At 43.9% G+C, this 26,651-nt stretch carries 32 protein-coding genes; 14 read left to right on the top strand and 18 right to left on the bottom strand.

Going from position 1 to position 26,651, the window contains the following annotated elements; all coding sequences use genetic code 11:
- The first annotated feature begins 425 nt into the window (after positions 1–425).
- A complete protein-coding gene (gene tet(O) / locus LG34_RS04275) occupies positions 426–2,345 on the top strand; it encodes a tetracycline resistance ribosomal protection protein Tet(O) (protein WP_109215033.1) in 1,920 nt (639 codons plus the stop codon).
- Positions 2,346–2,395: 50 nt separating this feature from the next.
- Positions 2,396–3,616 carry a tetracycline efflux MFS transporter Tet(40) gene (tet(40), locus tag LG34_RS04280; protein WP_109215034.1) on the top strand — a complete coding sequence of 407 codons (1,221 nt, stop codon included), beginning with the start codon at positions 2,396–2,398 and terminating at the stop codon, positions 3,614–3,616.
- 225 nt (positions 3,617–3,841) lie between these two features.
- Here the strand turns inward: tet(40) and LG34_RS17030 are convergent, their stop codons facing one another.
- The 11 genes from LG34_RS17030 to LG34_RS04340 all read right to left on the bottom strand — a co-directional run bounded on the left by LG34_RS17030 (position 3,842) and on the right by LG34_RS04340 (position 11,109).
- Entirely contained in the window at positions 3,842–4,516 is a 675-nt protein-coding gene (locus LG34_RS17030; protein WP_242979798.1) for a helix-turn-helix domain-containing protein, read from the bottom strand.
- Between the two features lie 165 nt (positions 4,517–4,681).
- The gene (locus tag LG34_RS04295; RefSeq protein ID WP_109215035.1) at positions 4,682–5,026 is read right to left on the bottom strand and encodes a hypothetical protein; all 345 of its coding nucleotides are present in this window, start codon (positions 5,024–5,026) and stop codon (positions 4,682–4,684) included.
- Between the two features lie 74 nt (positions 5,027–5,100).
- Positions 5,101–5,898, bottom strand: a complete 798-nt coding sequence (locus LG34_RS04300; protein ID WP_109215036.1) for an EcsC family protein — start codon at positions 5,896–5,898, stop codon at positions 5,101–5,103.
- 1 nt (position 5,899) lies between these two features.
- On the bottom strand, positions 5,900–6,259 hold the full coding sequence (locus LG34_RS04305; RefSeq protein WP_005333494.1) for a YccF domain-containing protein: 360 nt from the start codon (positions 6,257–6,259) through the stop codon (positions 5,900–5,902).
- A 3-nt stretch (positions 6,260–6,262) separates the two neighbouring features.
- Entirely contained in the window at positions 6,263–6,697 is a 435-nt protein-coding gene (locus tag LG34_RS04310; protein WP_005333491.1) for a hypothetical protein, read from the bottom strand.
- 229 nt (positions 6,698–6,926) lie between these two features.
- Positions 6,927–7,259 carry a hypothetical protein gene (locus LG34_RS04315; RefSeq protein WP_005333489.1) on the bottom strand — a complete coding sequence of 111 codons (333 nt, stop codon included), beginning with the start codon at positions 7,257–7,259 and terminating at the stop codon, positions 6,927–6,929.
- A gap of 3 nt (positions 7,260–7,262) precedes the next feature.
- Positions 7,263–7,553, bottom strand: a complete 291-nt coding sequence (locus tag LG34_RS04320) for a hypothetical protein (protein WP_022415108.1) — start codon at positions 7,551–7,553, stop codon at positions 7,263–7,265.
- 121 nt (positions 7,554–7,674) lie between these two features.
- Complete coding sequence (locus tag LG34_RS04325; RefSeq protein ID WP_005333486.1) at positions 7,675–8,571, bottom strand: sensor histidine kinase; 897 nt, start codon at positions 8,569–8,571, stop codon at positions 7,675–7,677.
- Positions 8,572–9,423 carry an ABC transporter permease gene (locus tag LG34_RS04330; RefSeq protein WP_008373910.1) on the bottom strand — a complete coding sequence of 284 codons (852 nt, stop codon included), beginning with the start codon at positions 9,421–9,423 and terminating at the stop codon, positions 8,572–8,574. It abuts the gene before it with no gap.
- Positions 9,416–10,333 (bottom strand): ABC transporter ATP-binding protein, encoded by a 918-nt coding sequence (locus tag LG34_RS04335; RefSeq protein WP_431602599.1) that lies wholly within the window; start codon positions 10,331–10,333, stop codon positions 9,416–9,418. Before LG34_RS04335 ends, LG34_RS04330 begins: the two co-directional genes overlap by 8 nt.
- Before the next feature lie 86 nt (positions 10,334–10,419).
- A complete protein-coding gene (locus LG34_RS04340) occupies positions 10,420–11,109 on the bottom strand; it encodes a response regulator transcription factor (RefSeq protein ID WP_022415110.1) in 690 nt (229 codons plus the stop codon).
- Between the two features lie 334 nt (positions 11,110–11,443).
- On the opposite strand from LG34_RS04340, the gene LG34_RS04350 reads away from it, so the two are divergent.
- The 12 genes from LG34_RS04350 (at position 11,444) to LG34_RS04405 (ending at position 20,723) form a co-directional block, all read left to right on the top strand.
- Complete coding sequence (locus LG34_RS04350; protein WP_005333477.1) at positions 11,444–12,145, top strand: single-stranded DNA-binding protein; 702 nt, start codon at positions 11,444–11,446, stop codon at positions 12,143–12,145.
- 141 nt (positions 12,146–12,286) lie between these two features.
- Entirely contained in the window at positions 12,287–13,063 is a 777-nt protein-coding gene (locus LG34_RS04355) for a hypothetical protein (RefSeq protein WP_022415111.1), read from the top strand.
- Between the two features lie 16 nt (positions 13,064–13,079).
- Entirely contained in the window at positions 13,080–14,891 is a 1,812-nt protein-coding gene (locus tag LG34_RS04360; protein ID WP_005333473.1) for an AAA family ATPase, read from the top strand.
- Between the two features lie 9 nt (positions 14,892–14,900).
- Positions 14,901–15,167, top strand: coding sequence for a helix-turn-helix domain-containing protein (locus LG34_RS04365; RefSeq protein ID WP_005333471.1), 267 nt, complete (start codon positions 14,901–14,903; stop codon positions 15,165–15,167).
- The gene (locus LG34_RS04370) at positions 15,164–17,281 is read left to right on the top strand and encodes a vWA domain-containing protein (protein WP_005333469.1); all 2,118 of its coding nucleotides are present in this window, start codon (positions 15,164–15,166) and stop codon (positions 17,279–17,281) included. The genes LG34_RS04365 and LG34_RS04370 overlap by 4 nt, the downstream gene beginning before the upstream one ends.
- Before the next feature lie 16 nt (positions 17,282–17,297).
- Positions 17,298–17,984: a hypothetical protein gene (locus LG34_RS04375; protein WP_109215038.1), complete on the top strand. Its 687-nt coding sequence runs from the start codon at positions 17,298–17,300 to the stop codon at positions 17,982–17,984.
- Positions 17,985–18,046: 62 nt separating this feature from the next.
- The gene (locus tag LG34_RS04380) at positions 18,047–18,565 is read left to right on the top strand and encodes an AbrB/MazE/SpoVT family DNA-binding domain-containing protein (RefSeq protein WP_109215039.1); all 519 of its coding nucleotides are present in this window, start codon (positions 18,047–18,049) and stop codon (positions 18,563–18,565) included.
- A 19-nt stretch (positions 18,566–18,584) separates the two neighbouring features.
- Positions 18,585–18,833, top strand: a complete 249-nt coding sequence (locus LG34_RS04385; protein ID WP_109215040.1) for a hypothetical protein — start codon at positions 18,585–18,587, stop codon at positions 18,831–18,833.
- Positions 18,830–19,417, top strand: a complete 588-nt coding sequence (locus LG34_RS04390) for a hypothetical protein (protein WP_431602600.1) — start codon at positions 18,830–18,832, stop codon at positions 19,415–19,417. Before LG34_RS04385 ends, LG34_RS04390 begins: the two co-directional genes overlap by 4 nt.
- Positions 19,398–19,775, top strand: coding sequence for a hypothetical protein (locus tag LG34_RS04395; protein WP_109215041.1), 378 nt, complete (start codon positions 19,398–19,400; stop codon positions 19,773–19,775). Before LG34_RS04390 ends, LG34_RS04395 begins: the two co-directional genes overlap by 20 nt.
- Entirely contained in the window at positions 19,775–20,383 is a 609-nt protein-coding gene (locus LG34_RS04400; protein WP_005333458.1) for a hypothetical protein, read from the top strand. The genes LG34_RS04395 and LG34_RS04400 overlap by 1 nt, the downstream gene beginning before the upstream one ends.
- A gap of 55 nt (positions 20,384–20,438) precedes the next feature.
- On the top strand, positions 20,439–20,723 hold the full coding sequence (locus tag LG34_RS04405) for a hypothetical protein (protein ID WP_005333456.1): 285 nt from the start codon (positions 20,439–20,441) through the stop codon (positions 20,721–20,723).
- 32 nt (positions 20,724–20,755) lie between these two features.
- Here LG34_RS04405 and LG34_RS04410 read toward each other — a convergent pair whose 3' ends face one another.
- From LG34_RS04410 to LG34_RS04440, 7 genes are all read right to left on the bottom strand, one after another.
- Positions 20,756–21,157, bottom strand: a complete 402-nt coding sequence (locus tag LG34_RS04410) for a winged helix-turn-helix domain-containing protein (RefSeq protein WP_005333454.1) — start codon at positions 21,155–21,157, stop codon at positions 20,756–20,758.
- Between the two features lie 62 nt (positions 21,158–21,219).
- Entirely contained in the window at positions 21,220–22,092 is an 873-nt protein-coding gene (locus LG34_RS04415) for an ABC transporter ATP-binding protein (protein WP_005333452.1), read from the bottom strand.
- Positions 22,093–22,096: 4 nt separating this feature from the next.
- Entirely contained in the window at positions 22,097–22,753 is a 657-nt protein-coding gene (locus LG34_RS04420) for a hypothetical protein (protein WP_022415113.1), read from the bottom strand.
- Entirely contained in the window at positions 22,750–23,814 is a 1,065-nt protein-coding gene (locus LG34_RS04425) for an ABC transporter permease (RefSeq protein WP_005333443.1), read from the bottom strand. The genes LG34_RS04420 and LG34_RS04425 overlap by 4 nt, the downstream gene beginning before the upstream one ends.
- A gap of 70 nt (positions 23,815–23,884) precedes the next feature.
- Positions 23,885–25,087 carry a HAMP domain-containing sensor histidine kinase gene (locus tag LG34_RS04430; RefSeq protein ID WP_055155762.1) on the bottom strand — a complete coding sequence of 401 codons (1,203 nt, stop codon included), beginning with the start codon at positions 25,085–25,087 and terminating at the stop codon, positions 23,885–23,887.
- Positions 25,075–25,749 (bottom strand): response regulator transcription factor, encoded by a 675-nt coding sequence (locus LG34_RS04435; RefSeq protein ID WP_023921570.1) that lies wholly within the window; start codon positions 25,747–25,749, stop codon positions 25,075–25,077. Before LG34_RS04435 ends, LG34_RS04430 begins: the two co-directional genes overlap by 13 nt.
- Positions 25,750–25,843: 94 nt before the next feature.
- Positions 25,844–26,092 carry a winged helix-turn-helix domain-containing protein gene (locus LG34_RS04440; RefSeq protein WP_005333437.1) on the bottom strand — a complete coding sequence of 83 codons (249 nt, stop codon included), beginning with the start codon at positions 26,090–26,092 and terminating at the stop codon, positions 25,844–25,846.
- Positions 26,093–26,651: the final 559 nt, after the last annotated feature.

Here is a 26,651-nt window from a genome sequence, read left to right on the forward strand (position 1 = left end):
CAACCAAACACCACAGCAGACAGCAGAAAACATTCTGAACGCTAGGAAGCCGGTATGATTGTTACATATAAGGGGAAGAAAAATTTCTTTTAGGTACTTGCTTTCCTAAAACTGATGTGATACAATGATTAAAACTGATGTGATACAATGATTTAATCCAGAAAAGGAGTAAAAAATATGCGGCAAGGTATTCTTAAATAAACTGTCAATTTGATAGTGGGAACAAAAAGTAGCAGTCCCGTTTCACTTTTAATATGGGGCTTAGTTTTTTGTACCCAGTTTAAGAATACTTTTATCATGTAATTTTATATGCCCGAAAACATATAAGTGTTTTGGGGCTATTGGAGTTATTTACCCAGTGATAGGAGTATTTATCACTGGGTATTTTTATGCCCTTTTTTGGGTGTTGATAGGAGGAAAATCACATGAAAATAATTAACTTAGGCATTCTGGCTCACGTTGACGCAGGAAAGACAACATTAACGGAAAGTTTATTGTATACCAGTGGTGCAATTGCAGAACTAGGGAGCGTAGATGAAGGCACAACAAGGACAGATACAATGAATTTGGAGCGTCAAAGGGGAATCACTATCCAGACAGCAGTGACATCTTTTCAGTGGGAGGATGTAAAAGTCAACATTATAGATACGCCAGGCCATATGGATTTTTTGGCGGAAGTATACCGTTCTTTATCCGTATTAGACGGAGCAGTATTATTAGTTTCTGCAAAGGATGGCATACAGGCACAGACCCGTATACTGTTTCATGCACTACAGATAATGAAGATTCCGACAATTTTTTTCATCAATAAAATTGACCAAGAGGGGATTGATTTGCCAATGGTATATCGGGAAATGAAAGCAAAGCTTTCTTCGGAAATTATAGTGAAGCAAAAGGTTGGGCAGCATCCCCATATAAATGTAACGGACAATGACGATATGGAACAGTGGGATGCGGTAATTATGGGAAACGATGAACTATTAGAGAAATATATGTCAGGGAAACCGTTTAAAATGTCAGAACTGGAACAGGAAGAAAACAGGAGATTCCAAAACGGAACGTTATTTCCCGTTTATCACGGAAGCGCTAAAAACAATCTGGGGATTCGGCAGCTTATAGAAGTAATTGCCAGTAAATTTTATTCATCAACGCCTGAAGGTCAATCTGAACTATGCGGGCAGGTTTTTAAGATTGAATATTCAGAGAAAAGGCGGCGTTTTGTTTATGTGCGTATATATAGCGGAACATTGCATTTGAGGGATGTTATTAGAATATCTGAAAAAGAGAAAATAAAAATCACAGAGATGTGTGTTCCGACAAACGGTGAAATCGTCCCGGCTGACCATGCCTGTCCGGGAGAAATTGTTATTTTAGCTGATGATACTTTGAAACTGAACGATATCCTGGGAAATGAAAAACTCCTGCCTCACAAAACACGGATTGATAATCCCATGCCATTACTTCGGACAACGGTAGAGCCGCAAAAGCCGGAGCAAAGGGAAGCCCTGTTAAATGCCCTCGCAGAGATTGCTGATACAGACCCTCTTTTGCATTTTGACATTGATACTGTTACCCATGAGATTATGTTATCTTTTTTGGGGAATGTGCAGATGGAAGTCATTTGTGCCATCCTTGAGGAAAAATATCATGTGGAGGCAGAAATAAAAGAGCCTACTGTTATATATATGGAAAGACCGCTTAGAAAAGCAGAATATACCATCCACATAGAAGTCCCGCCAAATCCTTTCTGGGCTTCTGTCGGGTTGTCCATAGAGCCGCTCCCTATTGGAAGCGGAGTGCAGTATGAAAGCAGAGTTTCACTTGGATATTTAAATCAATCGTTCCAAAATGCGGTTATGGAGGGGGTTCTTTATGGCTGCGAGCAGGGGCTGTATGGATGGAAAGTGACAGACTGTAAAATCTGTTTTGAATATGGATTGTATTATAGTCCTGTAAGTACCCCCGCAGACTTTCGGCTGCTTTCCCCTATCGTATTGGAGCAGGCTTTAAAAAAAGCAGGGACAGAACTATTAGAGCCATATCTCCACTTTGAAATTTATGCACCGCAGGAATATCTCTCACGGGCGTATCATGATGCTCCAAGGTATTGTGCAGATATTGTAAGTACTCAGATAAAGAATGACGAGGTCATTCTGAAAGGAGAAATCCCTGCTAGATGTATTCAAGAATACAGGAACGATTTAACTTATTTCACAAATGGGCAGGGAGTCTGCTTGACAGAGTTAAAAGGATACCAGCCAGCTATTGGTAAATTTATTTGCCAACCCCGCCGCCCGAATAGCCGTATAGATAAGGTTCGGCATATGTTCCACAAGTTAGCTTAACAGCTTGCAAAAGTCATATAAAATGAGATTTGAAAGGAGAATGTAACTTCATGTTTGCTAAAAATTCAAAGGCATATTCTGTCTACCTGCTGTTCCGATTTGTCTGTTCCCTGGCGGTTTCTATGTCCACAGTGCTTTCCATCGTGTACCACCTGGAGGTGGTGCAGCTGGATGCTTTCCAGCTTGTCCTGGTAGGGACGGTTCAGGAGACCTCCTGCTTTCTGTTCGAGATGCCCACCGGTGTGGTGGCGGATTTGTATAGCCGTCGGCGCTCGGTGCTGATTGGAATGTTCCTCTACGGCCTGGGCTTTCTGATGGAGGGTGCGCTACCGTGGTTCGCGCCGGTTCTGCTGGCCCAGGTTGTCTGGGGTTGCGGTGATACCTTCATCACCGGCGCTCTGGAGGCGTGGATTGCCTCGGAGGAAGAGGACAAACCCATAGACAAGGTGTTCCTGCGGGGCAGTCAAATGGGGCAAATCGGCGGCGTTCTGGGCGTGGTGCTGGGCACACTGCTGGGAAACATAAACCTGCAAATGCCTCTCATCTTGGGGGGCAGTTTGTGCTTGTTGTTGGGGCTGGTGATGGTTCGCATCATGCCAGAAACCAACTTCTCCCCTGCTATTGAGGAACGGCAGGGCTTGCTTAAAGACTTTGTCTGCCTGTTCAAGCTCAACCTGGGCTTTGTGAAAGGCGCACCTGTGTTGCTGGCGCTCTTAGCAATCACACTATGCGGGGGACTTGCCAGTGAAGGCTTTGACCGGCTCTCCACCGCTCATTTTCTGGATGACACGGTAATACCCGTTATCGGGCCGCTGAACAGCGTCACTTGGTTCGGTGTTATCAGTCTTATCGGCAACGGCTTAGGTATTCTGGCTTCTCAGTTGCTCATCGCCCGCATGGAGAAAAAAGGGACTGTCAGCCGAACCAGTGTGGTCATGTCCACCAGCGCCGGGTATATCCTGTTCCTGGTTCTCTTCGCGGTGGGGCGGAGCTTTTGGTTCATGTTGTTGGTGTTCCTGCTGGCGGGGCTTATGCGCACCATCAAGGAGCCTGTGCTGGCCGCCTGGATGAACGACCAAGTGGATGAGAAAATGCGCGCCACAGTCTTTTCCACCAGCGGACAGCTGGACTCTTTCGGGCAGATCATCGGCGGGCCTATTGTGGGGCTGGTAGCCCAGCAGGTGTCCATACCCTGGGGGCTGGTCTGTACCGCTTTCCTGCTGTTGCCCGCGCTGTTCTTAGTGCCGGTGGCGGGAAAGAAGCGGGATTGATATGGCATAGTTAAGTTTACTGACGAGCGGGAGATTACTTCCGCTCGTCTTCATTTAGTAGCGCAAAATTTGAGGACTCTTTATTTCCTTATTCGGTATAGCGGAGGCGGCTGTCAATTCGACATAATTTTCTTGTGATACTTTACCGTACATGAGCATTGGCTCCGGGAATGTCTTAGTTAAACTTGAAAGAATTAGATTTTCATTCTCATTACACAAATATTATTAGATAACCAATTCAGAAATATCAATGCTCGTTTTATAGTTTTGTTTTACTCCGCCAGGAGAAGTAATAAAAATCGTAGCATATTCCCCATTTTCATAAAGGGTAATTTCTTTTATATCTTTTTCTTCATCTTGGTTCGTAGTATCGCAATAAAATTTTATGGTATATTTAGGGTTCATACCTATGCTTTTTTCTGTCTCTTTCCATGATTTTATATTTAAAGCAGAAATAACCTTATCTATATTATGCTTATCATCATACTTTACCAGCAATTCCTTATTTGCGGCATCATATATCTCTATAACTTTTACACCTTTTACATAATTGTCCATATAATCTTTTGCAGTGTCATTCATGCTTCCATTATTGAATTGAATAAAAGCAAATAAACCAACAACCATAAAAACCAAAACCACTATTACACCTTTATACAGAGAATGCTTTTTTATCTTCTTATCAATATCTTTTACCATAGTAGTATCTCCTTTCAATAAAACATCGAGAGATAGATTAAACTCATCGCTGATTTTTATTAACGTATGCAAATCTGGATAGCTCTTCTCATTCTCCCAATTTGAAACTGTCTGTCTTGTTACATCAAACTTTTTAGCAAAAGTTTCCTGTGTCATCCCTTGTTCCTTTCTGATTTTTGCAATCATCTGACCCAATTGCATAGCTTACTCCTCCTTGCAATTTCATTTTATCTAAATTTACTACTATGACAAGCAATTGACTTTTTACATTGATATTTTCGCTTCGCAAATATTCTTTGCTTGCTGATTTTAGGCTGGTTTCAAGCTAAATTCTAAAAAAATAATTCATAGTTTCGTATCCACACCCTATTTCAATTCCATACTTACTATTTCGATTTCATCAATATTTTCAATTCTAAGTAATTTCGTAATCTGATTATTCTTCTTATCAGTAAACCGGACTTTCATCCACTCATCATCCGTATCCAACACCAGACATTTCATTTCTGTACTTCCCACCAACTGTAAAGCATCATCTGATTTTATTTTACACTCCGTATTGACCAATTCATTTATCAATTTTGACATATTATTTTCACCTCGTTGTTTTCTTTCCAATCTTTTCACCGCTACTTCAAGCCTTTTTACCTTCCCAGGATATGAGGAATAACAAAGCAAGACAGCTAATGCAATGAATCCTATCCATTCCATAATCTTACAACCTCCTTCTCTGGTCGATTCTGTCTAATGCACACATTATACTCCATACACATCAAAACAACAATTTATTCTCTGTCTTTTTTCCACTCGTCCAGATACCTGTGCCGGTATTTCAGCTCTGCATACTCTGTGATCCGTTTCATGTAGACTGCATCATAAGCTCCGCCTACAGCACCAACCACCGGAATTCCCTGTAAGAACTTCATATACAGAAGCTCTTTTGACAAAGCTCCCGCCGTTTGTTCGATCTGCTCCTTATCCTGATACTCTTCCGGCAGTATTCCGTTTCTGATAAATTCATTTACTTTCCCGTCAATCTCACAAAGTGTATCCCCATAGGATACTGCTCCCCGGATCAATAATAAGATAAAATATTTTTCTTCCCTGCTTTCATAGCTGTATCCATACTGCAGAGCAGTCTCATAAATATTCTTTAAAATCATCCCTGTAAATACCGGAATATCCGGCAGACCGATTCCCAATACGCCCATCCCGATTCCAGACACACCGGATAGCAGTAAATTCTTTGTTCCCGTATCTCTTGCCTTTTTAGAAAAAGAGCGGAGGGATTTGGAATTCTGCTTTACATCCGCCATATACTGCCGCACCTGATAATCCTGCTCCAGTTTTGTCCGCTGATACGTCTTTTCAATAACCCCGGTTCCTTTCTCGAAAATCAGAGCAAATGCCTTCGCAAAAGCGGTATCCAATGTTTTCTGAAGTTTCGGCGGTATCTTTTCCTCCAGTTTCTGATTCAGAATGCTCTCCCTTTTCTCTGAACGCTTCTGAAGGAATCTCTGCTCCTGTACTTCCAGCTTTTCCCACTCCTTCTGAAGCGGTGTCCTTTTATCAAATAATCGCATCTTAATACACCTCCGCACCAAACGGCATCAATGCCAGTTTCGCCAGTTTAAACTGCTGTAAACCAAACGGGATTCCGATAATCGTCACACATAAAGCTGTACCCAACGCCAGATGCTCCAGTGCAAGAGGCAGACCGGATACAATCAGCCAGATGATATTCAAAAGGAACGAACCAGCTCCGCCACCATACTGCACCTCTTTTCCAAAGGGGAAAAAACTAAGCGCCGCAAATTTAAAACACTGCATCCCCACCGGAATCCCCACAACGGTAATACACCAGAGACAACCTGCCAGACACCAGCTCAGCCCACTGACTGCGCCGCCAAACACAAACCACAACACATTTCCCAGGCATCCCATATGCTACACCTCCCCATTCATCCGATTTTTCACATCAGCAAGTATCTTTTCTATCCGGTTGATGGCATCATCCACCTGTTCTCTTGCATCTGCAATCTTGCTCTGCACCATATAATCTGCCACCAGCCCGTCCAGAAAGAAATCCGCAAAGGAAAGGAAGCTGCCGATTTCCATGCGCAGATCCAAGGAAACCTGCACATCTCTTAATTCTCTCTGAAAACGCTGAATATCGCTTTTCGCCTGTTCCATCAACGCAGCTGCGTCATTCATTTTAGAATGCTTCACAAAGTCACTGATAAAGCCTCCTCCAAGCATATCAAAAATGCCCCAGTTTCTCGCACTTCCCAACTTATCCCTTGCTGCGTAAAGGCTCTGAAGCGCCCGCTCCCCTGCCTGTACTGCTTCCTGCATTTCCCGTTTCATCATTTCGTTACTCATCGTTTATCCTCTCTTTCTTTTTAGCAGACTATTGCGGCAGATTTTCTATATTTCATAATAAAAAAAGACTCCTATCATGACCTCTGCCACAATAAAAGTCTTGCTATCTCATTTGCTACGGGTATCTCTCGATACCGGTTGTCGGTTACAAAACCACCTCTTTCAAGGCGTTCAGCTACTCCCTTTTTTGCTTGAGATGAATATAACATATTGGAAATAATTTGTCAAATCATGCATTTTTCTTTTCCAACCGTTCCGCTTCTCTGGCAAATACATGCGAGATATCAAACAGTTCCGGTACATCTGATATGGTACACACATTCACACAATAATTGAGCCATGGAAATTCTTTTGTCATCTGATAAATAACTGCCATGGCTTTTGCTTCTGACATTGCTTCCACCGAATGATATCCCGATCCCTGAATATGCTCAAATCCGTTTGCTTCAAAAAAGTCCCTTACATCCGCATATGCATTATGCCAGTCACCTTTCGGATAATATTCCTTTAGTGCTTGTGTATTCAGGTCAAAATTGATGCCTTTCCTCTGTAAGCTGTCCATCTGTTAGTTCCTTATAAAGTCTGTAATCAGGTTCTCCTTTTCTGTTCCGTTATACCAGAAACACTCTAACAAATTCTCTGCAATTCCTACGGAGTTTTTCAACTGAAAGATTGCTGCCCAGAATCTTCCATAGTCCTGCTTGCGTCCCCGGTCAAGATAAATCCTGCTTCCAAGGGCTTTGACTGCACAGCTTAAATCCTCCTGCTCAAAAATCTGATCTGCCTGTTCACACATCTGATTTACCGTTTCCGGAGCGAGCTTGCTTGTATCAAATTTAAGTTCTACTTTATACATTATACTCATCCTTTCATACAACAAATGACTGAGTGACTCTTCTCTTTCTACTGTAATTCTACCATGAAACCTATATAAAGTCATTCCCCATTTTCACTTGCTTTAATATAAATTTTTCCTTTTATTTTGGAAACACAATCTCCACACAGAACTCATTCCCTTCTATCCGGGCGCTGATTTTCCCATCCATACGAAGTACCAGCTCTTTCGCAATTGATAAGCCGAGACCGCTGGAAGTCTTACTGCGTGCTTCATCCGCTTTATAAAACCGTTCAAACACCTGATCTACATTTATTTTTTCCACATGACATACTTGATTTTTTATCTGTATCCGGATGTTGTTTTCAACTTCTTCCAGTGAAATACTGATTTTCTTCTCCCCGTGATCCAGTCCGTTTTTTATGATATTCTGAAAAATTCTCTGGATTCCCTGTTCATTTCCGTTCATAAACAGCAGTTTATCTGTAATCTGTATCTCCGGTTCAATTCCTCTGCCCGTCCATTCATCGTAGTAGGAAAATATGGTATCTTTCAAAATCTTGTTGATACAGCAGGATGACATTTCCAGATGAAAAGAATCGTTTTTAAGTTTTGTAAAAGTAAATAATTCTTCCAGCATTTCTTTCAGGCTGCCGATTCTCTCCTGTATGATCTTCATATACCGTCTCTGCTCTTCCTGGTCTTCACAGGTTTCCATTAACTGAAAATATCCGTCAAGGGATGTCAAAGGAGTACGGATATCATGTGAGAGATTTGTATATGTATCCGAAATCATCTCCTCTTTCTTCAAGTATTCCTTCTTTTCCCTTCGCTTCAGTTCCAGCCATTCGTTTAAAACATCTGCCAACTCACCAATGCCTCCAAAATCCATTTCTCTGGTAATCAGCATGTTGCTGTCGTGCTTCATCAGAAACGACAACTGGCGGCAGATGTCTTTCACCTGCCGCTGGTATTTCCAAAATAACATTCCTTGTACCAGTATCACTGCTATCAATAGCACGAACCCTAGTTTTATCATTTAGATATCTCTCTTTCTGAATACCCATGCTGTCAGTAATGTAACCACGATTCCGAACGCCGCCGCAATCACAACTGCCGTCAGGCATTCCTTATTGGTCGGTGACATGGATAAAAGTGCAATCTTTCCTGTCACTGTATATTTCAAAATCTGGAAATTCTCCACACCTGCCTTCTGGATCAAATGATTGATCACTCCGTATAAGACAATCATGGTATTCATGCACAGGCAGATAACAATCGTCATGCTGAACACGTTGCTGTTCAAAACCACCGCAATCGCCATACTGATTAGTACCAGTGCATAATGAAGCAAAATCTGAATACCAAAGTATCTCAGCAACTCGCTTCCATTCCCCCACTCCAGATATCCGAAGTACATCTGCTGTGCAATAATCTGAATGATGAAATAAAGCAGCATGGTAACAGTCGTATACACAAACAACACGGAAGCTTTGGAAAAGATCAGGTTTCTCCGGCTCCTTACCTGCCCGCCGATATTTTTAATATAACCGCTTCCTATATCTGCACTGGAAAACAGCACTGTAAAAATCACCAGAAACAACGCCACAAACTTCGCCTGCAGGTTTGCATATACCTGATCAAAGACCGTTACTTTTTCTCCCGGCTGTGTCGGCAGGAATACGGACATTCCCATATTGATGGTTTCTGGTTTCACTGTTTCTGCAATGCTTTCTGTCTGCTGTTGTTCCGCTTCCTTGTTCATCGTATCAATATCCAGTTTCGACATGGATGTGGAGAAGAATATAGCTGCCGCCATCACAATCCATACCACATACATACTTTTTGTCCGGACCATCCGGTACAGATCCATTTTTATCATATTAAGCATTTTGATTCCCTCCTGTCAGATTCAAGAAATAGGTTTCCAGTTCTTCACTGGTAATGGAAATTCCATTGACCAAAATTCCTGCTTTTGCCAGTTCCATATTGACATTGGCGCTTTCATTCAATCGTTCAAATATATGGATATGGCTCTTATCTGTAACCTGATAGTTGGTAAATCCCATTCTGTCCAGAATCGGGACTGCCTGCTCCGGATGGATTAACTCTATTTCAATCCGTTCACTGCAGCGTTTCATCAGTTCTTCGCTTGTCAGCTCCTGCAGAAGACTTCCATTATGGATAATTCCATAATCCGTTGCAATCTTAGATAATTCCTCTAAAATATGACTGGATATCAAAATCGTCATATTCCGTTCATCTTGCAGTCTCTGTATGGTATCACGCACCTCTGCAATTCCCTGGGGATCAAGCCCATTGATCGGTTCATCAAGGACCAGGAGATCCGGCTCCCCGACCAGTGCCAGCCCGATTCCGAGACGCTGCTTCATTCCAAGGGAAAAATGTTTCGTTTTTTTCTTTCCGACACCTTCCAGTCCGACCGTCTCTAAGATATCTTCGATGTATCCCTTTTTCCGAATACCAAACAATTCACATTTTATTTTCAGGTTTGTATATGCATTCATGTTGCCATACAGCCCCGGTGCTTCAATCAGACACCCCACACGAGAACGAATCCTCTCCAGTTCTTTTCCTTTACACCCGAACATCTCAATCTCTCCGGCTGTCGGTCTTGCAAGTCCACTGATCATCTTCAGGCAAGTCGTCTTTCCCGCACCGTTCCGTCCGATAAATCCATAGATAGCACCCTTTTTTATGTGAAGGTTTACTTTATCCACTGCCTTATGATGACCATACTGCTTCGTCAATCCATTTGTACTTAATAACAATTCACTCAATGCTTTCATCTCCTTTTCTTATCTGCTGTTATCATATCGGATAAATCCTAATCAAACGCAAATAAATAGTAAAAAAAGAGTAAAGATTAAGAATGCAGACGGTAGCCGATTCCCCATACGGTATCAATATATTCCTCCTGCGTTACTGCTTTTATCTTTTTCCGGATATTGCTGATATGTACATCCAGTGTCTTTGTCTCTCCCATATAGTGTTCATCCCACGCATATTCAAAAATCTCTTCTTTGCTGAAGACCTGTTTCGGATGCTCCAGTAAAAGCTCCAGAATTGCAAATTCCTGCTTTGTAATTTTGGGAAGCAGCACTCCGGCAATCCGGACTTCAAAGCGCTCACGGTCCAGTTCCAGGTTTTTATATGACACGCTTTTATGTTCCGGCTCCTGCTGCATATGGCGGAGCTGAACCTGAATCCGGGCAAGCACCTCCTGTATCTCAAACGGTTTTGTAATGTAATCATCTGCCCCACTGGTAAGAAGCCCGATTTTTTCATCCAATCCGTCTTTGGCTGTCAGGACAATAACCGGCGTATTGCCCTGTTTCCGAATCTGGGCAAGCACCTCTTCTCCTGAAATTCCCGGAAGCATCAGATCCAATAGAATCAAAGAAAAGCCCGCCTTATCCATCTGGAACAGCATCCTCGCTTCCGTCCCGGAAAAAGCCTGTACCGTCTCATACCCTGCTTTCTGTAATGCCGTATATAAAAGATTATTGATATCCGTATCGTCTTCTACAATCAGAATTCTGTTTTTCTGCTCCATTTTTCTCATCCTTCCATTTTCCGATTTAAACAATATTATATTGCACTTTTATAACTATGTCCAAAATTCTTTTGATATTATCCTTCCACCTCGTCTACATATGCTATATATAGTTCTAATTCTTTTGACATATGCTATATCTTGTGTTAATATAATCTTGTATTTAAGTTTTTGTGCTGTCCCGTCATAGGAGTCTGGACCATTCATCCAGAAGCATATGCAGTTTAAGTTTGGAAAATCGTGTCATTATACTGCCGTTTTATACGGTGCTATAATGGCACTTTTTTTATTTTAATCTATTTTAACGCCCAAAGAGGCAGAAAGGAGAATTTTTATGTCAGCAATTTTAACAATTTTAGGGAGGGCCACAAGAGATCCTGAGATGCAGCAAGGAAAAAATTCCGGTACGGAATATGTTTCTCTGGACATTGCAGTTTCACAGCGAGGCCAGGATGGAAAGGAAGAAACCATTTACTATCAGTGCTATTTTAACAAGTTCCTTGCAGAACGCTTAGCAAAAGCAGGCGTAAAGAAAGGAACCGGGCTGATGATCTATGGTGATCTGGAGCTTCATCCGTTCATTTATCAGAAAGGAAAGAATGCGGGGCAGGCAAATGCCGGTCCGAGGATCAATGTCAAGGACTGGCACTTTGTACCATCCAACCGTTCTGACAGCAATACCGGACATCCGGGTGCAAACCAGAACAGCCAGCCGAATGGTGGTGCGGCAACGCCCGGTGCAGCCGGCAATGGCAGCTACCCAATGCAGGGAAATCCCAATGGCAGCTACCAGAATCAGGCAATGCCTGGCGGCTATCCACAGCAGGGAATGGCTCCTGCTAACGGTGCCTACACGCCTCCTGCAAATGGCGGACAGTATCAGGCTCCGCCAAACGGAACCGGTCAGCCACAGAGCAGCTACCCGCCGCAGGGCAGTTATACCGGAATGCCAAATTACGGAGGTATGCCGGGCAGTCAGCCAACTGACGGCTTTCAAAATGTGCCGGAACAGATGGCATCCCAGTTGCCCTATTAACTCTCAAGGAACCCTATGTTGAGGAATTGCATTTATCATCTTTGTGATGATGCAGTTCCTCTTTTTCATGTCCGGAAGCGGCGATTTCCCATCCAGCTTCCGGGCTTGTCTAAGAATCATGAATCAGAAAGGAATCAGCTCATGAAAAAATCAAATCGAAAAAAATTCTTACAGTTTGTCGTGCTTGTACTGTTTCTTGCAGCACTTTTCGTACCACAGGATGCCAACCGGCTTCTGATTGCAGGCATTGCCCTGATCGGTATCGGAGTCACGCTGTTCAGTTATCTTCTCCCGCTTTTCACGGAACGCCTGAAAAACAGGGAGCATAAGCTACGAAAACGCCCAGAAAGAACTCGTCATCTGGAAGGAACACCTGATCTGGAAACCATTCTCTGGAGACAGATCAAATTCCAGATTACCGGAAAGCTCAAGGAAGCCTTCCCGGATGCCACATGGGATTTTGTGAAAGAACCACCGCTCTCCCAGATACTGGATGGGGAACCATTACGGATTCGCACACGGAATACCGGAAGTTATAATTTTGCGGAAATTCTCATGGATGCCCGTGGCAGTCTGACGCTTCAGATGATGACCATTGAATCCTTACATAAAAAGGAACCGTCAGAAGGAAATCCGGATTCCAGACCAGCCGTTAATCCCAAATCATGGTATTCCCTGATTGGGAAACCGCTACTGATGGAATTGGTCGGTGACTTACAGGCAAGGGGCTATGAAAAGCTGTTTATCAACGAGCAGGGAGATGTCTATATTCTGAACGGCACTGAACCGGAAGTCCGGGGAAAGCTGGAACATTTCCCGCCCAAAGATTACTGGGGCGAATTGACGGAGATTTTTACTGAAGATGAATTGACCACAGAAGAGACCGAGCAGGCACTGGAACTGTCCTGGATCTCATAAGAAGGAGGAACGAATCATGGCAAATAACATCGTAGCAACCTGGGGGTTCAAACGCAAACTCCCGGAACCATTTGAGGATTATACGGACCATGCAATCTTTGATGACATTGCATCCAAATACTGTACTCAGCCACGGAAAAAATCCACGCTTCATGCAGCTACCCTGCGGGCAGTCCTTGCTTATCTGGAGCTGGAAAACCCGGTTGGCAGTACCCCGCCGGAAAAGCTTGGGGCGGTCGGTACCCAATCCAACAATTTTGTTGTGGCGGAATATCCGAGCAAAACCGGTGATCTTCAGGTGGTTGTCTACAACCAGCTAAACGGAAAGTTTTACGGAGGCTGCTATACTCCTCCGCCGGATGTGGAAAGCACACCGGAAAAATACGAATTTAAAGACTCCAAACAGTCCGGTGCGGCTCTGCTGTTCGCACTGATGCCGGTTTTTCTGGCAGATGAAGAGTGTAATGAAAAGTATCAGGAATTAAAAGCGCACCGGGACAACGGTTATCCCGATCTGGACGCCGCTGCGGAAACAGCAGCCGTTCTCTGCGACAACATTTACCGGAGAACCCGCTATGCATCAGGTCTCCCGACCGGTGGTGTTAAGATTGACCTTCCGGCAAACGGCGTATTGTCGCTGATCAAACCGTTAAATATCCAGAAGGGGGTCTATGCACCAACCGAAGTGCTCCATGGAGACTTTCAGGTGTTACGTCCAGGAAGTGGATTTAAGAAAGCACAGGCAGCCATTTCCAGAGATGATTTTGTTGGGAAATTTATCCTGACCGCATCCCGAAGGCTGTCTCCGGAAGAGGAGGTATCTGTTCCGACATTGGCAGAGTGGTACATCATCCCTCCGGAAATCAAACGGATCTGCGAACACGCAAAACTGACAACGGATACCACACAGCCGATGCGGAATTTTCTTTTACGGGGACCGGCAGGTACCGGAAAGACCGAAGGAGCCAAAGCCATTGCTTCCGCACTTCACCTTCCTTACCGCTGCATTACCTGTTCCGCAAATACAGAGGTATTCGACCTTTTAGGTCAGATTCTTCCGGATGTGGACGGAAAACGCACCCGGCTTCAGCGGCAGTACCCGTCTTTTCAGGAAATCCAGTTAGATCCCTCCGGTGCCTATCAGAAGCTGACCGGAAACTATGATGAAGAAATTTCTGCCGAGGACACCTACCAGAAGCTGATCGATACGATTTTTGATGAAATGCACAGCTATTATAAGGAACACACCTCCGGACAGAACTTCCAGTATGTGGATACGCCTCTAGTCGAAGCCATCCGCTATGGGTATATTCTTGAGATACAGGAGCCTACGGTCATTGCTAATCCCGGTGTACTGGTTGGACTTAACTCCCTTTTAGACCGCTGTAACAGCGTATATCTTCCAAACGGAGAAACCATCCACCGTCATCCGGATACGACCATCGTAATCACCACAAACAATGACTATGCAGGCTGTAAACAGATGAACCAGTCTGTCATTTCCCGAATGAACCTTGTGATTGATCTGGATGAACCGGATGAGGATACACAGGTAGAACGTGCCATGGCTGTTACCGGATGCAAGGATGCAAAAACGGTACGTCTGATGACACGCATTGTCAAATCCATGGCTGTCTACTGCCGGGAAAATCTCATTACAGATGGCTGCTGTGGCATGAGGGAGCTGATTTCCTGGGTGCAGTCCTACATGGTCTGCGGGGATATCCGGGAAGCGGCCCGTTACACGGTGCTTGCCTCTGCCTCTGCCGATGCTGAGAACCGTACGGAAGTGGAAGAAAGCTGTCTGGATACTGTGCTTGCTGCGTAGGACACGCCTATGAGAAAAGCAGCACTCACAGAAGCCCAGATCCGAAAGCATCTGGCAGATAATCTGTCTTATCTCCGGCAAGCCAAAACACCGAAGTTATCACAAAAGGCAGTTGCCAGAATCTTAAATCTTCCCCCGAAAACCATTATGAATTATGAAAATGCAAACTCCTCCCCGATGGCTTATGCCGTCCTTCGCCTTGCTGTGTATTACGGCTGCACGATGGAGGAACTGCTGACAAAAAATCTAAGAAAAGAAAGGAAGAATATCACGTGAATCACAGCCAAAGAAATTTAAAGAAACTAATCCGGGCAAAAGAGGATTCCATTGCGGATGAGGAGTTATTCCTCTCCGCTGCCTATCAGAAGTACCAGACCTCCCTTGCCAGAGCCGTTACCGGACGTTACCGGTATGGACTGCAGGTACTGCTGGACTGGGACATTTCCGAACAGGCAGGCGTTGCATATACCGACAATTATAAGGTACATCTCAACGCAGCGAACCCGATCACCCAGTCTTTCCCCACCCGTTTCTTACGTTCCCAGAGCCTGACAGGGCTCACCGGGCATGAAGTGGGGCACTTACTCTATTCTGATTTCACAGCCCACGCTGTTCATCTGAGGAGTCTGGAAAACGGTTCCTTCTATCCGAAGGAGCCGGAGCTATCCCTTCCAGCTTATCAGACAGCACTGGAGGAGATCAAAGAAGTGTTAGAAGAAAAGGACAAAGCCGGATGCCTGACACTGGCACGATGCGCCGCAACTTTTCAAAACATTCTGGAAGACATCCATATTGAAGACCGTATGTGTGAGGAATTCCACGGCACCTTCCGACAGGGGATTGAACTCAATAACCTGCGTATGTCCGAACAGATTCCTTCCATACAGGAACAAATTGACAAAGAATACCAGCCATTTTCCATCATTGCCAACCTGATCCTTTCCTATTGCCGGACCGGAAACATCAACAATCCCACCGGCTATCAGGGGGATTATCTGGATACCATTTCCGATTGTACCGATCTTCTGGATACGGCAATGGAATCGGAAAAAGGCACTGACCGGATGCTGGTTTCCAATGCGCTCTTAGCCCTGACCTGGAACTATATCCAGCCGCTCATCGAAAAAACACGGGAGGAATTGGAAATGCATGGCGAGGATTCCGCTGCCGATGCTCTGGAAGATCTTCTAGGGGATGAAGTCAGCAGCGGCGCTCCTCTTCCGACCGGAAAAAGCGGTGCCATTCCAAAGAATATCAAACCAGCTTCCCCAAAAGGAAGCGGGAATGATGAGGGCAATGCTCCTTCCGGTCCACGTACCAAAGAGGATGCTATAGAGGAAGCCAAACAGGTGCTTTCGGAAGAAGGCGGGCGCATCGCTCTTACAAAGACCAATACCATTCTGGATGAAAACAACCCCGGTGTCACTTATGTCAGTCAGTATCAGGGCAGCGGCTATGAGCATGCTGCAGAGGATCTGTTCCGGATCTTGAACGATGTGGCTGCAGAAAAGGTGCAGGAAGACTGTCAGACGGAACTGACCGAGGAACTGCAAAAAACAGCCAATGATATTCATTACGGCAATGCCCATGCAGGCATCCATGTTACCATCCATCGCCTGACCAGTGTTTCCGATTACCTGAAGAATGAATACCAGACAGTTGCTCCCCCGCTCCTGCGGGCTTCCAAAAAGCTGCAAAGCACCATCCTACCGCTTTTGAAAGAAGAACAGCAGGGCGGAAAGCAAAAGAATCTCCTATTTGGAAAACGTCTGGACTCCCATGCTCTCTATAAGACAGACGGAACCATCTTTACCAGAACCAGACTTCCGGGAGAGGAAAAACGTCTGGCTGTTGCCCTCCTGATTGACGAGAGTGGTTCGATGGGTTGGGGGGACCGGATGACACACGCAAGAAAGACTGCCATTGTCCTTTATGATTTCTGTAAAAGCCTCGGTATCCCTATCACCATTTACGGACATTCCACGGATGCAGGCGGCGTTGCTCTTTACTCCTATGCAGAATTTGATTCTGTGGACAATGAGGACTGTTACCGGCTGATGGATATGTGCGACCGCAACGGGAACCGGGATGGCGCAGCTCTCCGCTTCGTAGCAGAGCATTTGTGCACACGCCCGGAGCTTCAGAAGCTGCTGATCCTGATTTCTGACGGTCAGCCAGCCGATTACGGCTACAGCGGGACGGAAGCAGAGGCAGATCTGCGGGGCATCAAGAAAGAATACGAAAAACGGGATGTCATCCTGTTTGCGGCTGCCATTGGTGACGATAAGGAAAATATCCGCCGGATTTACAAGGACGGATTCCTGGATATCACGAAACTGGAAGAGCTTCCAAAGAATATGGCACAGCTTGTCAAACAGCATCTCAAATAAAGGAAGGTGAACACTCATGAATGAAACTTATCAAAACCGGATTACCGACCAGATCTGCAAGATCCAGAATGACCGGGCACTCATTGCCTTTTATGACCGGCTCCGCTACGCACCACTCGGCAGCTATGCACAGCTACATGCCAAAGGGGAATATCAGGAAAACGGGCATAAAGTACATTCTTTAATCTGCGTCACCATTCAGGATTATTCCAACGGTACCGGAGACCGGAACATCATCACCCGTTTCAACCTGGCACCGGAACAGATTCAGTTCCTCTTAACCCGGATTACTTCCGGTTTTCAGGAATTTGAATGGAGCCAGAGCAAGATCTACGGCAATCCCGATCAGAACGGTTATTCCACAGCCCAGATGTTTTATATCTCCAGACATCCCTATGATTCCAAAGGGCAGCCTATGAAAAGCCCCTGGAAAATCCAGATTGTAAATGGGAAAGGCATCAAAGCACAGACTAAGAACGGTGGTTCCTACATGCAGCCACGCAGCTTCCAGTCCGAAAAGACAACAGCCATCCAGCTTACCGACATGGATCTGTTCACGCTTCTGAAGCGGACGGATTCCTATATTTCCAACTGGGAAACGGTGATTGCTGCATCACTGATCAATAACGGGAAACGGATGCTGGCAGACCAGCAGAACAGTCAAATGCAACAGACAGCACAGGCTCCGCCTTACGCTGCCTAAATTTTCAGAAGAGAAGCGGTACTTTGCTGCTTCTCCTCTTTTTAAGAAAGGAGACTTTAGTTATGAATATTGCACTCATCCGGACTATGGACTCTCAGGGGCGTATTGTCATCCCTGCAGAAATCCGGAAACAAATGAAGCTCTCAGACGGAGATGCACTGGAACTGGAAAATGTGGGCATGGAGCTGCTTTTACGCAAATGCCCTGCCTACTTAAACGGAAAAGAGGAAATGTCTTCCTATCTTTCCGTCCTCTACAGTGTCATCCACTGTGGTATCGCAATTTGCAGTGAGAATCACATCCTCGTATCTGCGGGCATCTATCTTCCGGAAGGCACTCCCGTTACAGAAGAACTCGCCGAATTGGTTGTGGGCGGCCAGGAACATATCTTTGCTGAGAACTGCCCTGTCTACCCGGTATCCAACGCCCGTCAGCCGGTTTGTGCTTTTTTCCCGATTTTAAGGGAATGCAAAGAACCGCTGGCACTTCTTCTCTGTTCCAGAACCGGACAGCACTTATCCGAGATGGAATTGGGATGCGCCAAACTGGTCGCTGCCGTAATTGCAAACAAAATTAAGTAAGGAAAGGAGCGTGAAATCAATGAAGAATACAAATATAACCTTACACACCACCCAAAAGAAAGAATATGTCCTCACCGGAATCCTGTCCCTGCCCCTCCATCTGGGAGAACGGGCGTGGATCTATAGTTATAACCAGACCTTTGTTACCAGTCCGGTGCAGAGTATTCTGGAAGTATCCGAAAACGGTGTGGTATTTGAGACCTGCAACAGTATTTACCGTCTCAGCTACACCCGTGTTCCGATGGAGATGGAGGCGATGTGTGCTTGACAAGAATGGAAGAACTGGAGAGCTGCCTTTCGGGGCTCCTCTCCACCTTAAAGAAGAACCGGGAACATGTGCCTCTGGAAGTGCTGAAGACACAGTATAAGCAGCCGTATGAAGAACTGGTCAGAAACATCAACCTGACCGCTTCTGCCTATGCAAAATCTGTGCTGCTCCACCGGCTGGTCCTGAATCCGGATGCAGATGTGGATGAACAATGTACCGTCATCAACCAGATGATACAAACTTCCGGGATGCTGAAGAAAATCAGCTCCTGCATGTCCAAAACCTATGATGTAGGACAAATGTATCCTCTGATACTGGAACTACGCCATATGGTCGAACAGGCACTCTGGCCCTATGTGAATCAGGCAACCTGCCTGGTCGCAGATCTGGATGATATAGAAAAAGAACCGATTCTTTATAACCTTTTGACACATGAAGTTTATGAAAATGACACCTGGATTCACCGGGAGATCGACCTGCGCTGGAAATTGCTGGTGCATCTTACTCCCGAACAAAGAGAATCCGTACCACCAGCCAATTGTAATATGAATGGAGGAATTTACCATGAAAGAACAATCATCTAATCCTTGCGAAAAAGTCTCCTTTATTTTGACCTATGACCAGCTTGAAGCTGCTTATAACATCTACCGGGAACAATTTATTTCCTGCGACTTCATCCGCCGCTCCATGGAACGTCTGGAGGAAAGAATCGGACTCTGCAACCTTCCATATGAAACGCTGCGTGATGATCCAAGCCTTCTTCATGAAGCATACCTGCAGTTTCTCCGACTGGAAGACTGCAATGTGGCTTATAACGACACGCTGGAGCAGGTAATTGATGCAATCGAACAATGGCTTGCCTCTGGCACCTTATCCCCTGTAAACCTTACGGTTTCCAACCAGAATATGGGTGAAACTTTTGGAACGAAGGTGGATGTGTAATGGCAAATATCTGCTGTGATGATGTGATCTTTTATACAGAAGGAAATCCGGAAGGACTATATGACTTGTGGGAGGACCTGGAAACCTACATCATTCTGAACCAGAATCCTGATTTATGCTGGATTGGCAATTTATTTTCCCACAAGAAAATAGATTCCACCGGAATATCTCTTCGTGGAAATGTCAGCTACATGGAATGGAATGATACGTATATTCTACTTTCTTTAGAGACAGCATGGACTCCACTTTATGAAGCATATCAGGCGATAGCCGCTGCATATCATGTTCCCTTTGTGATGCAAAGCATAGAACCTGGAGAACGAATTTATTATAACACGGATGAAGCACACCTATTTTTCCCTGACCGATATTGTGTCCGCTTATATGAAGAAAGCCTATTGACTCCATGTGGCTTAATAATCGGAGAAAAGCTGGAAGACGGTGAACCATTTGAAACGGAAACAGACGTATTAGAACGATTCAGAGATTGCGGATATCCAGCAGCTACACTAAAAGAGTTGGAGCTCATGTTCGATGCGGATGAACTTATTATTTTTGAATTTACAAATCCATATTTGGATCTGGAGCAGAAAAATGCTTGTGCATGAAACTTCTCCCCTCCACACCAAAGACGATTATCATCAGATTTAAAGGAGGAACACCATGACTGATTTGGAACTGGATGTCTGGGATGCATGGCTCAGGGAACGTCAGGAACATCTGGAAGAAACCCTGTCCAATATCTCACCATCGGAAGAACCCTGCAGATATTACCTGCTAACCGGATATATTCAGGGAATGCTAGAAGCTCTTACCATGCTTACGACTGTTGAGGATGGGAAACGCTTCAAGATCAAACTGGAGCAATTTCGCCAGAATCTGCTCCTCTCTGGAGATTACGATGCTACCGGTAACTATAAACAGGCAGTGAAGAAAACTGCTGTTTAAATACTTCGAGCCGCCCAATCGGACGGCTCTTTTTATGCCCGAAAACGGTAGCCTACACCACGTATCGTTTCTATGTAGTGCGGTTCTTCCGGATTTTCTTCTATTTTCTTTCTCAGATTCTTGACTAACCCATAGACACGGTTATCCACTTCTGACTCCACATCCTCATAAATATGCTGGTAAATCTGTTCTTTTGTAAATACCCGATTGGGGGATAAGGCCAGATAAAAAAGCAGGTCATATTCATGTCTGGTAAGTTCCACAACCTTACCATCTTTGATTACGCTCCGCTGAAGCTGGTCTATTTCCAAACCTTGGAATGTCAACTTTTCAGAATTTGTAATCTCCATAACTTCTAACGTACTTTCGCAGGCTAGAACTGATTTAATTTTATTCAGGATTCCCTCTTCGGAATCAGAAATGGTAAGAATCATCACTTTCCCATAACATCACCTGCTTTTCTTAGCATTTAGCTTTCACTCCTCATTAACAATGTTTATCGATTGGTTACATAGATATATGCATCTTCCAAAGTTACGTCACAAGCTATACATCCACTTTCTGACGGCATATTCTCCCCTAACAGTCTTAATCTAATTCCTTCCTCCGTATACTGCTTACTGGAAATATGATATTTTCTTTCTAATTCTCTTGCAAGGCTTTCGTCCTCTGTACAGCATTCCCATACATGCCCTCTTGCCTTATTCAATAATTCCCTCATTGTTCCTGTATAAAGGAATCTACCTTTTTTCATAACCGCAAGCTGATTACAGGTTGCCATCAGATCCTCCACCACATGCGTTGAAAATAATACGGTGCGTTCTTCTGCAAAATCTACCAGTAAATTACGGATACGGATGCGTTCCTCCGGATCGAGCCCTGTTGTTGGTTCATCCACAATTAAAAAATCCGGCTCATGGAGTAATGCCTGCACTAATCCAACTCTTCGCTTCATTCCACCTGAAAGCTGCCGCATTTTCTTTTTCTGATGGTCTGCAAGACTGGTCTTCTCCAGATAGTAATCAATCCTTTTCTTGCTTTCTCTTTTCTCAATTCCAGCCAGATCTCCCATATACTCCAGACATTCTCGAACAGTCAAAGACGGATACAGATCAATTTCCTGTGGCAGATACCCAATCTTTTTCTGTATCTTTTCGTAATTTGCTTCGCAATATAGCGTACCATCTAACAGAACTTTTCCACTTGTGGGTGCAAGCACCGTTGTAAGCACCCGCATCAACGTTGTTTTTCCTGCACCATTTTCACCTAACAGACCAAATATCCCATGTGGGATTTCCAGATCCACATGATCTACCGCTGTCACTCCATTTTTAAATGTTACTGTTAAATCGTCTATTCTTATACTCATAATCTTACCCTCTCTTCTTTAATATCTTAGGAACAAATGCAAGCATCATCCCCGCAAATACCACGCACAGCACCTTCCCGCCAAGCCATCTCCACTCTGTCAGCTTACCGAAATCACAAGTTCCGTAGGAAAATGGTCCCCAGTTTTTCAAAAACTGAGTTGCCTTTCCGGAAATAGAGAAAAACCAGAAAAGCAGCACGACACCCATACCAATCCATCTGTTTCGAACCAGATTGCTGACAGTTACGGAAAGCACACTCCAAAACAAAACAGTTCCGGGAATCGCAATACAATAAATTCCAAACAAGGCACCGCCATCTAATTCTTCTGTCAGATTCACCGGTTTCTGCCAATAAAAGAGTCCATATGCCAACAAACTGATTCCAATCAGATAAGCTACCTGCACAAATAGTCTTTTATAAACTACCCCTGCCTGCTTTTTTAGATTATAAAGGCAGAATACTTCCGAGCGTTTGCTCTGCACTTCCACCAGATAAGTATCTGCACAGAAAACGACTGCCAGAAGCGAAACAGCTCTTTCTACTGCCTGCCCGATTTCATTCGCATATACAACAGGCTGGATTGCACTCAATATCACAACAAAAGCGATTGAATATGCAATTTTATAATATGGCATACATATTTTTACTTCTTTCTTCAATATACTCTCCTCCTTTTCCACATCCACACCGCTATAAACATGAGCAGTATGGATGCTGCCACAAGAAGCAGTTGATTGAGATATACCTGATGTGGCAATTCCGTTTCAAAAAAATTCCCCGGAAATCGAACCATAATAGAGAATGGTCTTGCATGACACTGTCCTTTGCTATCCCATGTCAGCATATTAGAATAAATGATATAAAGAACCAGCGCCGGAACCGCTGGAAGCGGATTCTTAAACAGCAGCGCTGTAACCGCATACACACAGCAGATCATCAGGATGTTCGGCAGGACATACAGGATCGAATTCTGAACAAAATCCAGTATGTTCATAGCAAATCCTGATTTTACTGCCGTGGCGTAACACAAAATGATAAATACGATATTCATAATGACCAGTGCCGCCGTCATAATGAGAAATCCACTGCTTATTTTCCCGGCAATATATTGAAAAGCCGTCATCGGTTTGGTGTGCAGCAATTCATAAGTATTTTTCCTCATATCCTGGAAAAATAAAAACGCCAGCAGAACCGTTGCAAAGAATGCCATATGCAGGCTTGCAAAATCTGTAAATTTTCTTCCGAAATAATAGGAGAATGGATGTTTCTCAAGATTTTCTCTGATATACCGGTTGACTTCCTCCGGGCTTCCCTGATACCATGAAACGTCCTCATACACATAATTGGCACCATTAAAGTGGTATTCCGTTTTCAGATACTGACACGCCTCCGTAATCTTCATCTGTTTCATCTCAGATATCACTGCCTCCGCCTCTACTTCCGACATGCCAAACCCATTCTCTGTGTCCTGAAGTATCTTTACAATCTCTTTCTCCCACAGTTCTCTCTCCTTATCCGGTGTTGCCGGAATACATCCCTCCATAACATCCCCATCGGAGGCCATTTTTACCTTCCTGAAGGTTTCATCCGACTTCACGTAATGAATGGACAGATAGGGTGCAAGTGTCTGGTACATACTGATTAAAACAACAATCAAACCGATCCAGAATATCGGATTTTTAAGATAATTTTTCAGATTCCTTTTTATGATTGCTTTCATAAGTCATCCCGCCTTTCTTTTTTCTACAAACAGCATAGCCTACAAATCACAACAAAAAAACAACAGCCATTTATTTCTGCTGTTGTTCTTCTAATACATAATTTTTAAACACTGCCTCAACTTCCGCACCGCCATCTGCTACATTTTTTATCAGCAGTTTCCCACCATGCCGTTCGCAGTAGATACGGCTGATATACATACCCATTCCAAAATGCTTTAAGTCATCCTGTGGATTCTCATGATAAAACGCCTGTGTCACCCTGTCGATATTTTCCTGAAATCCAATTCCGTCATCCCTGATACTCATTTTCAGATATTGGGGTGTCACTGTCAGCTTCAGCCTAACTTCCTGATTGGCATAGCGGAATGCGTTAGCCAACAGATTATCCGCTACTTCCATGATGATTTCCTCATCCGCAGTCAGTATTTCAGATTCTCTCACTGTCGTCACTGTAAAATTCTTTTCTGATTTTTCCACCACGACTTCTGCCAGAGCTTCTATCTGGTTTATCAACTGCCGGATATCTACCACGGAACAGTTTAATTCCCGTTCTTCCAATTTCGTCATCTTCCTCATACTATCAATAAAATGGTTCATCCGTTCAATCTGAAGCATACCGCCCCTTAACATCTCCATCATTTTCTCTTGATCAAGCATATCTTCCGGAACAAATTCCAAAAGCATTTCCTGATATCCCCGCATGATTGCAAGCGGCGAGCGGATATCATGGGCAATCGCTGCACGCAGTACCCGCTCATCTTCGATCATCTGCCAAAGTCTACGGTTATTTTCTTCCAACTGCCCACGCATCCTTTCAAATTCCCTGCACAGCATCCCCATCTCGTCCTCGTTCTCATAAGCCATATGAAAATCCAGATCTTCCTCCGCAATCATCTGTGATGCCATCTTCAGTTCCTGAATCGGTCTCTTTAATTTATTTTTGTAAAACAGGCTGACCGCAATTCCACATCCGGCAAAAGAAAAAAGCAATACTCCGTACGTCTGAAGGAAATCACAGGTTTCTGAAATATGCCAGTCCATTCTGCTCATTTTACTCTGATTCGGTCTCGGTACCACTACCTCAAAATTTTCATTGCGGTCATTCATTGCCTGATAATACTCGTCCTGATCCACGTACTTCCACCAGACCTCCTCCTGTATCTGCCCGGCAATCTCAATAATTGACACAGAAAGAAAAAAAGTGACAATCAAGCTGAGTATCGTATATAAAACCATTGTCTTTTTCAAGGATAAATTTCTTATCTTTTCCATCGATACCCCATCCCCCATACTGTCTCAATGTATTCTGTCTGCGTATATTCCGCCAGTTTCTTTCTCACTCTCCGGATCAGTTCCGTAACAACACGGCTGTCACCTTCCGCATCATAACCACACACCTTTTCGTATATCCGCTCCCTGTCAAAAACCTGTCCTGGATTCATGGACAAAAACTCAATGATTGCATATTCCAGCTTCGTAAGCTCCAAATCATTTTCACCGATCTGAACCCTCTTTGCTCCATAATCAATACTGAGGTCTCCGTGGAATCTGTATTCAGACTTCCCTTTATGACGCTCCTCACGCTTCAAATGTGCAATAATACGAGCATCCAGTTCTTTCAGACTAAACGGCTTCAGTATATAGTCATCCCCACCGGATAAAAGCCCGTTTACCCTGTCCTGCTCCTCCACTTTTGCCGTCAGGAAGATAATGGGACAAGTTACTTTGCCCCGGATACGTCTGCATACTTCTAATCCGTCTATTTTAGGCATATTGATGTCCAGCAAGATAATATCCGGTTTCTTATGGATTTTTTCCAAAGCATCTGTGCCATCTTCTGCCATCATTACATCATATCGTTTGATTTCAAAATAGTTCTTTAACATCTTTAATAATTCGATGTCATCATCCACGATCAAAATTCTATATGCCACTTTTATCACCTCGTTTTATCAGTATACAACGAAAAAAACAATAAATAAACAACAAGAGAAACACTTCGAGCCGCCCATTGCCGGACGGCTCCTTTTATGCCCGAAAGCGATAACCAACACCACGTATCGTTTCTATGTAGTGCGGTGTTTCCGGATTTTCTTCTATTTTCTTTCTCAAGTTCTTAATCAGACCGTAAATTCGGTTATTCACTTCTGACTCCGCTTCCTCATAGATATGCTGATAGATCTGTTCTTTCGTGAATACCCGATTAGGAGATAAAGCAACCACAGCGATTTGCTTCAAAAGTCTCTTTCGCCTGGTATACCGTTTATAACTTCTCATGTTTATCACCTTCAATCTGCTTTCAAATTTAATAATCTATATTTTATGACAATTCAGCATATAGAAAAGTTAGTTATTCGTGAAAATTATTTTTAAATTTAGAACTTGCATAACCACTACGATGTAAAAACAGTTTAGAGGCATTTATGACAGAGATTGATTTTATCTGGTTTTCGACTTTCTCCACGAAAGTGGCAAAAAATACCTGGCTACGAATTCCTTCGCTTAGGGCAAATCTGAAATCCTGAACGCTTTTATTCCTGTAGCCGACAAATTTGTCATCAACATAAGGCAAAAGCTTCATTGAGGAATCTATTTCATTTGACATATACTACATCTAGTGTTATACTGTTCTTATATCAATTATTTGTGTCAATCCGGAAAGGATTTATCACACGCAGTTTAGGTTTGAAACGTAGTCAGGAGTTTTCCTATGCCCAACAAGCAGCAGGGACTTCTGGCTTTTTTTATTTTGCAGGAAACTGCATCTATTTTGAGAATGAACATAAGCGTCATTCTCTTTTTTTATGCCTGAACGCAGGGAAAGGAGGATTACGGA

The organism is Eubacterium ramulus (genome assembly GCF_003122485.1).
Lineage (GTDB): Bacteria > Bacillota > Clostridia > Lachnospirales > Lachnospiraceae > Eubacterium_I > Eubacterium_I ramulus_A.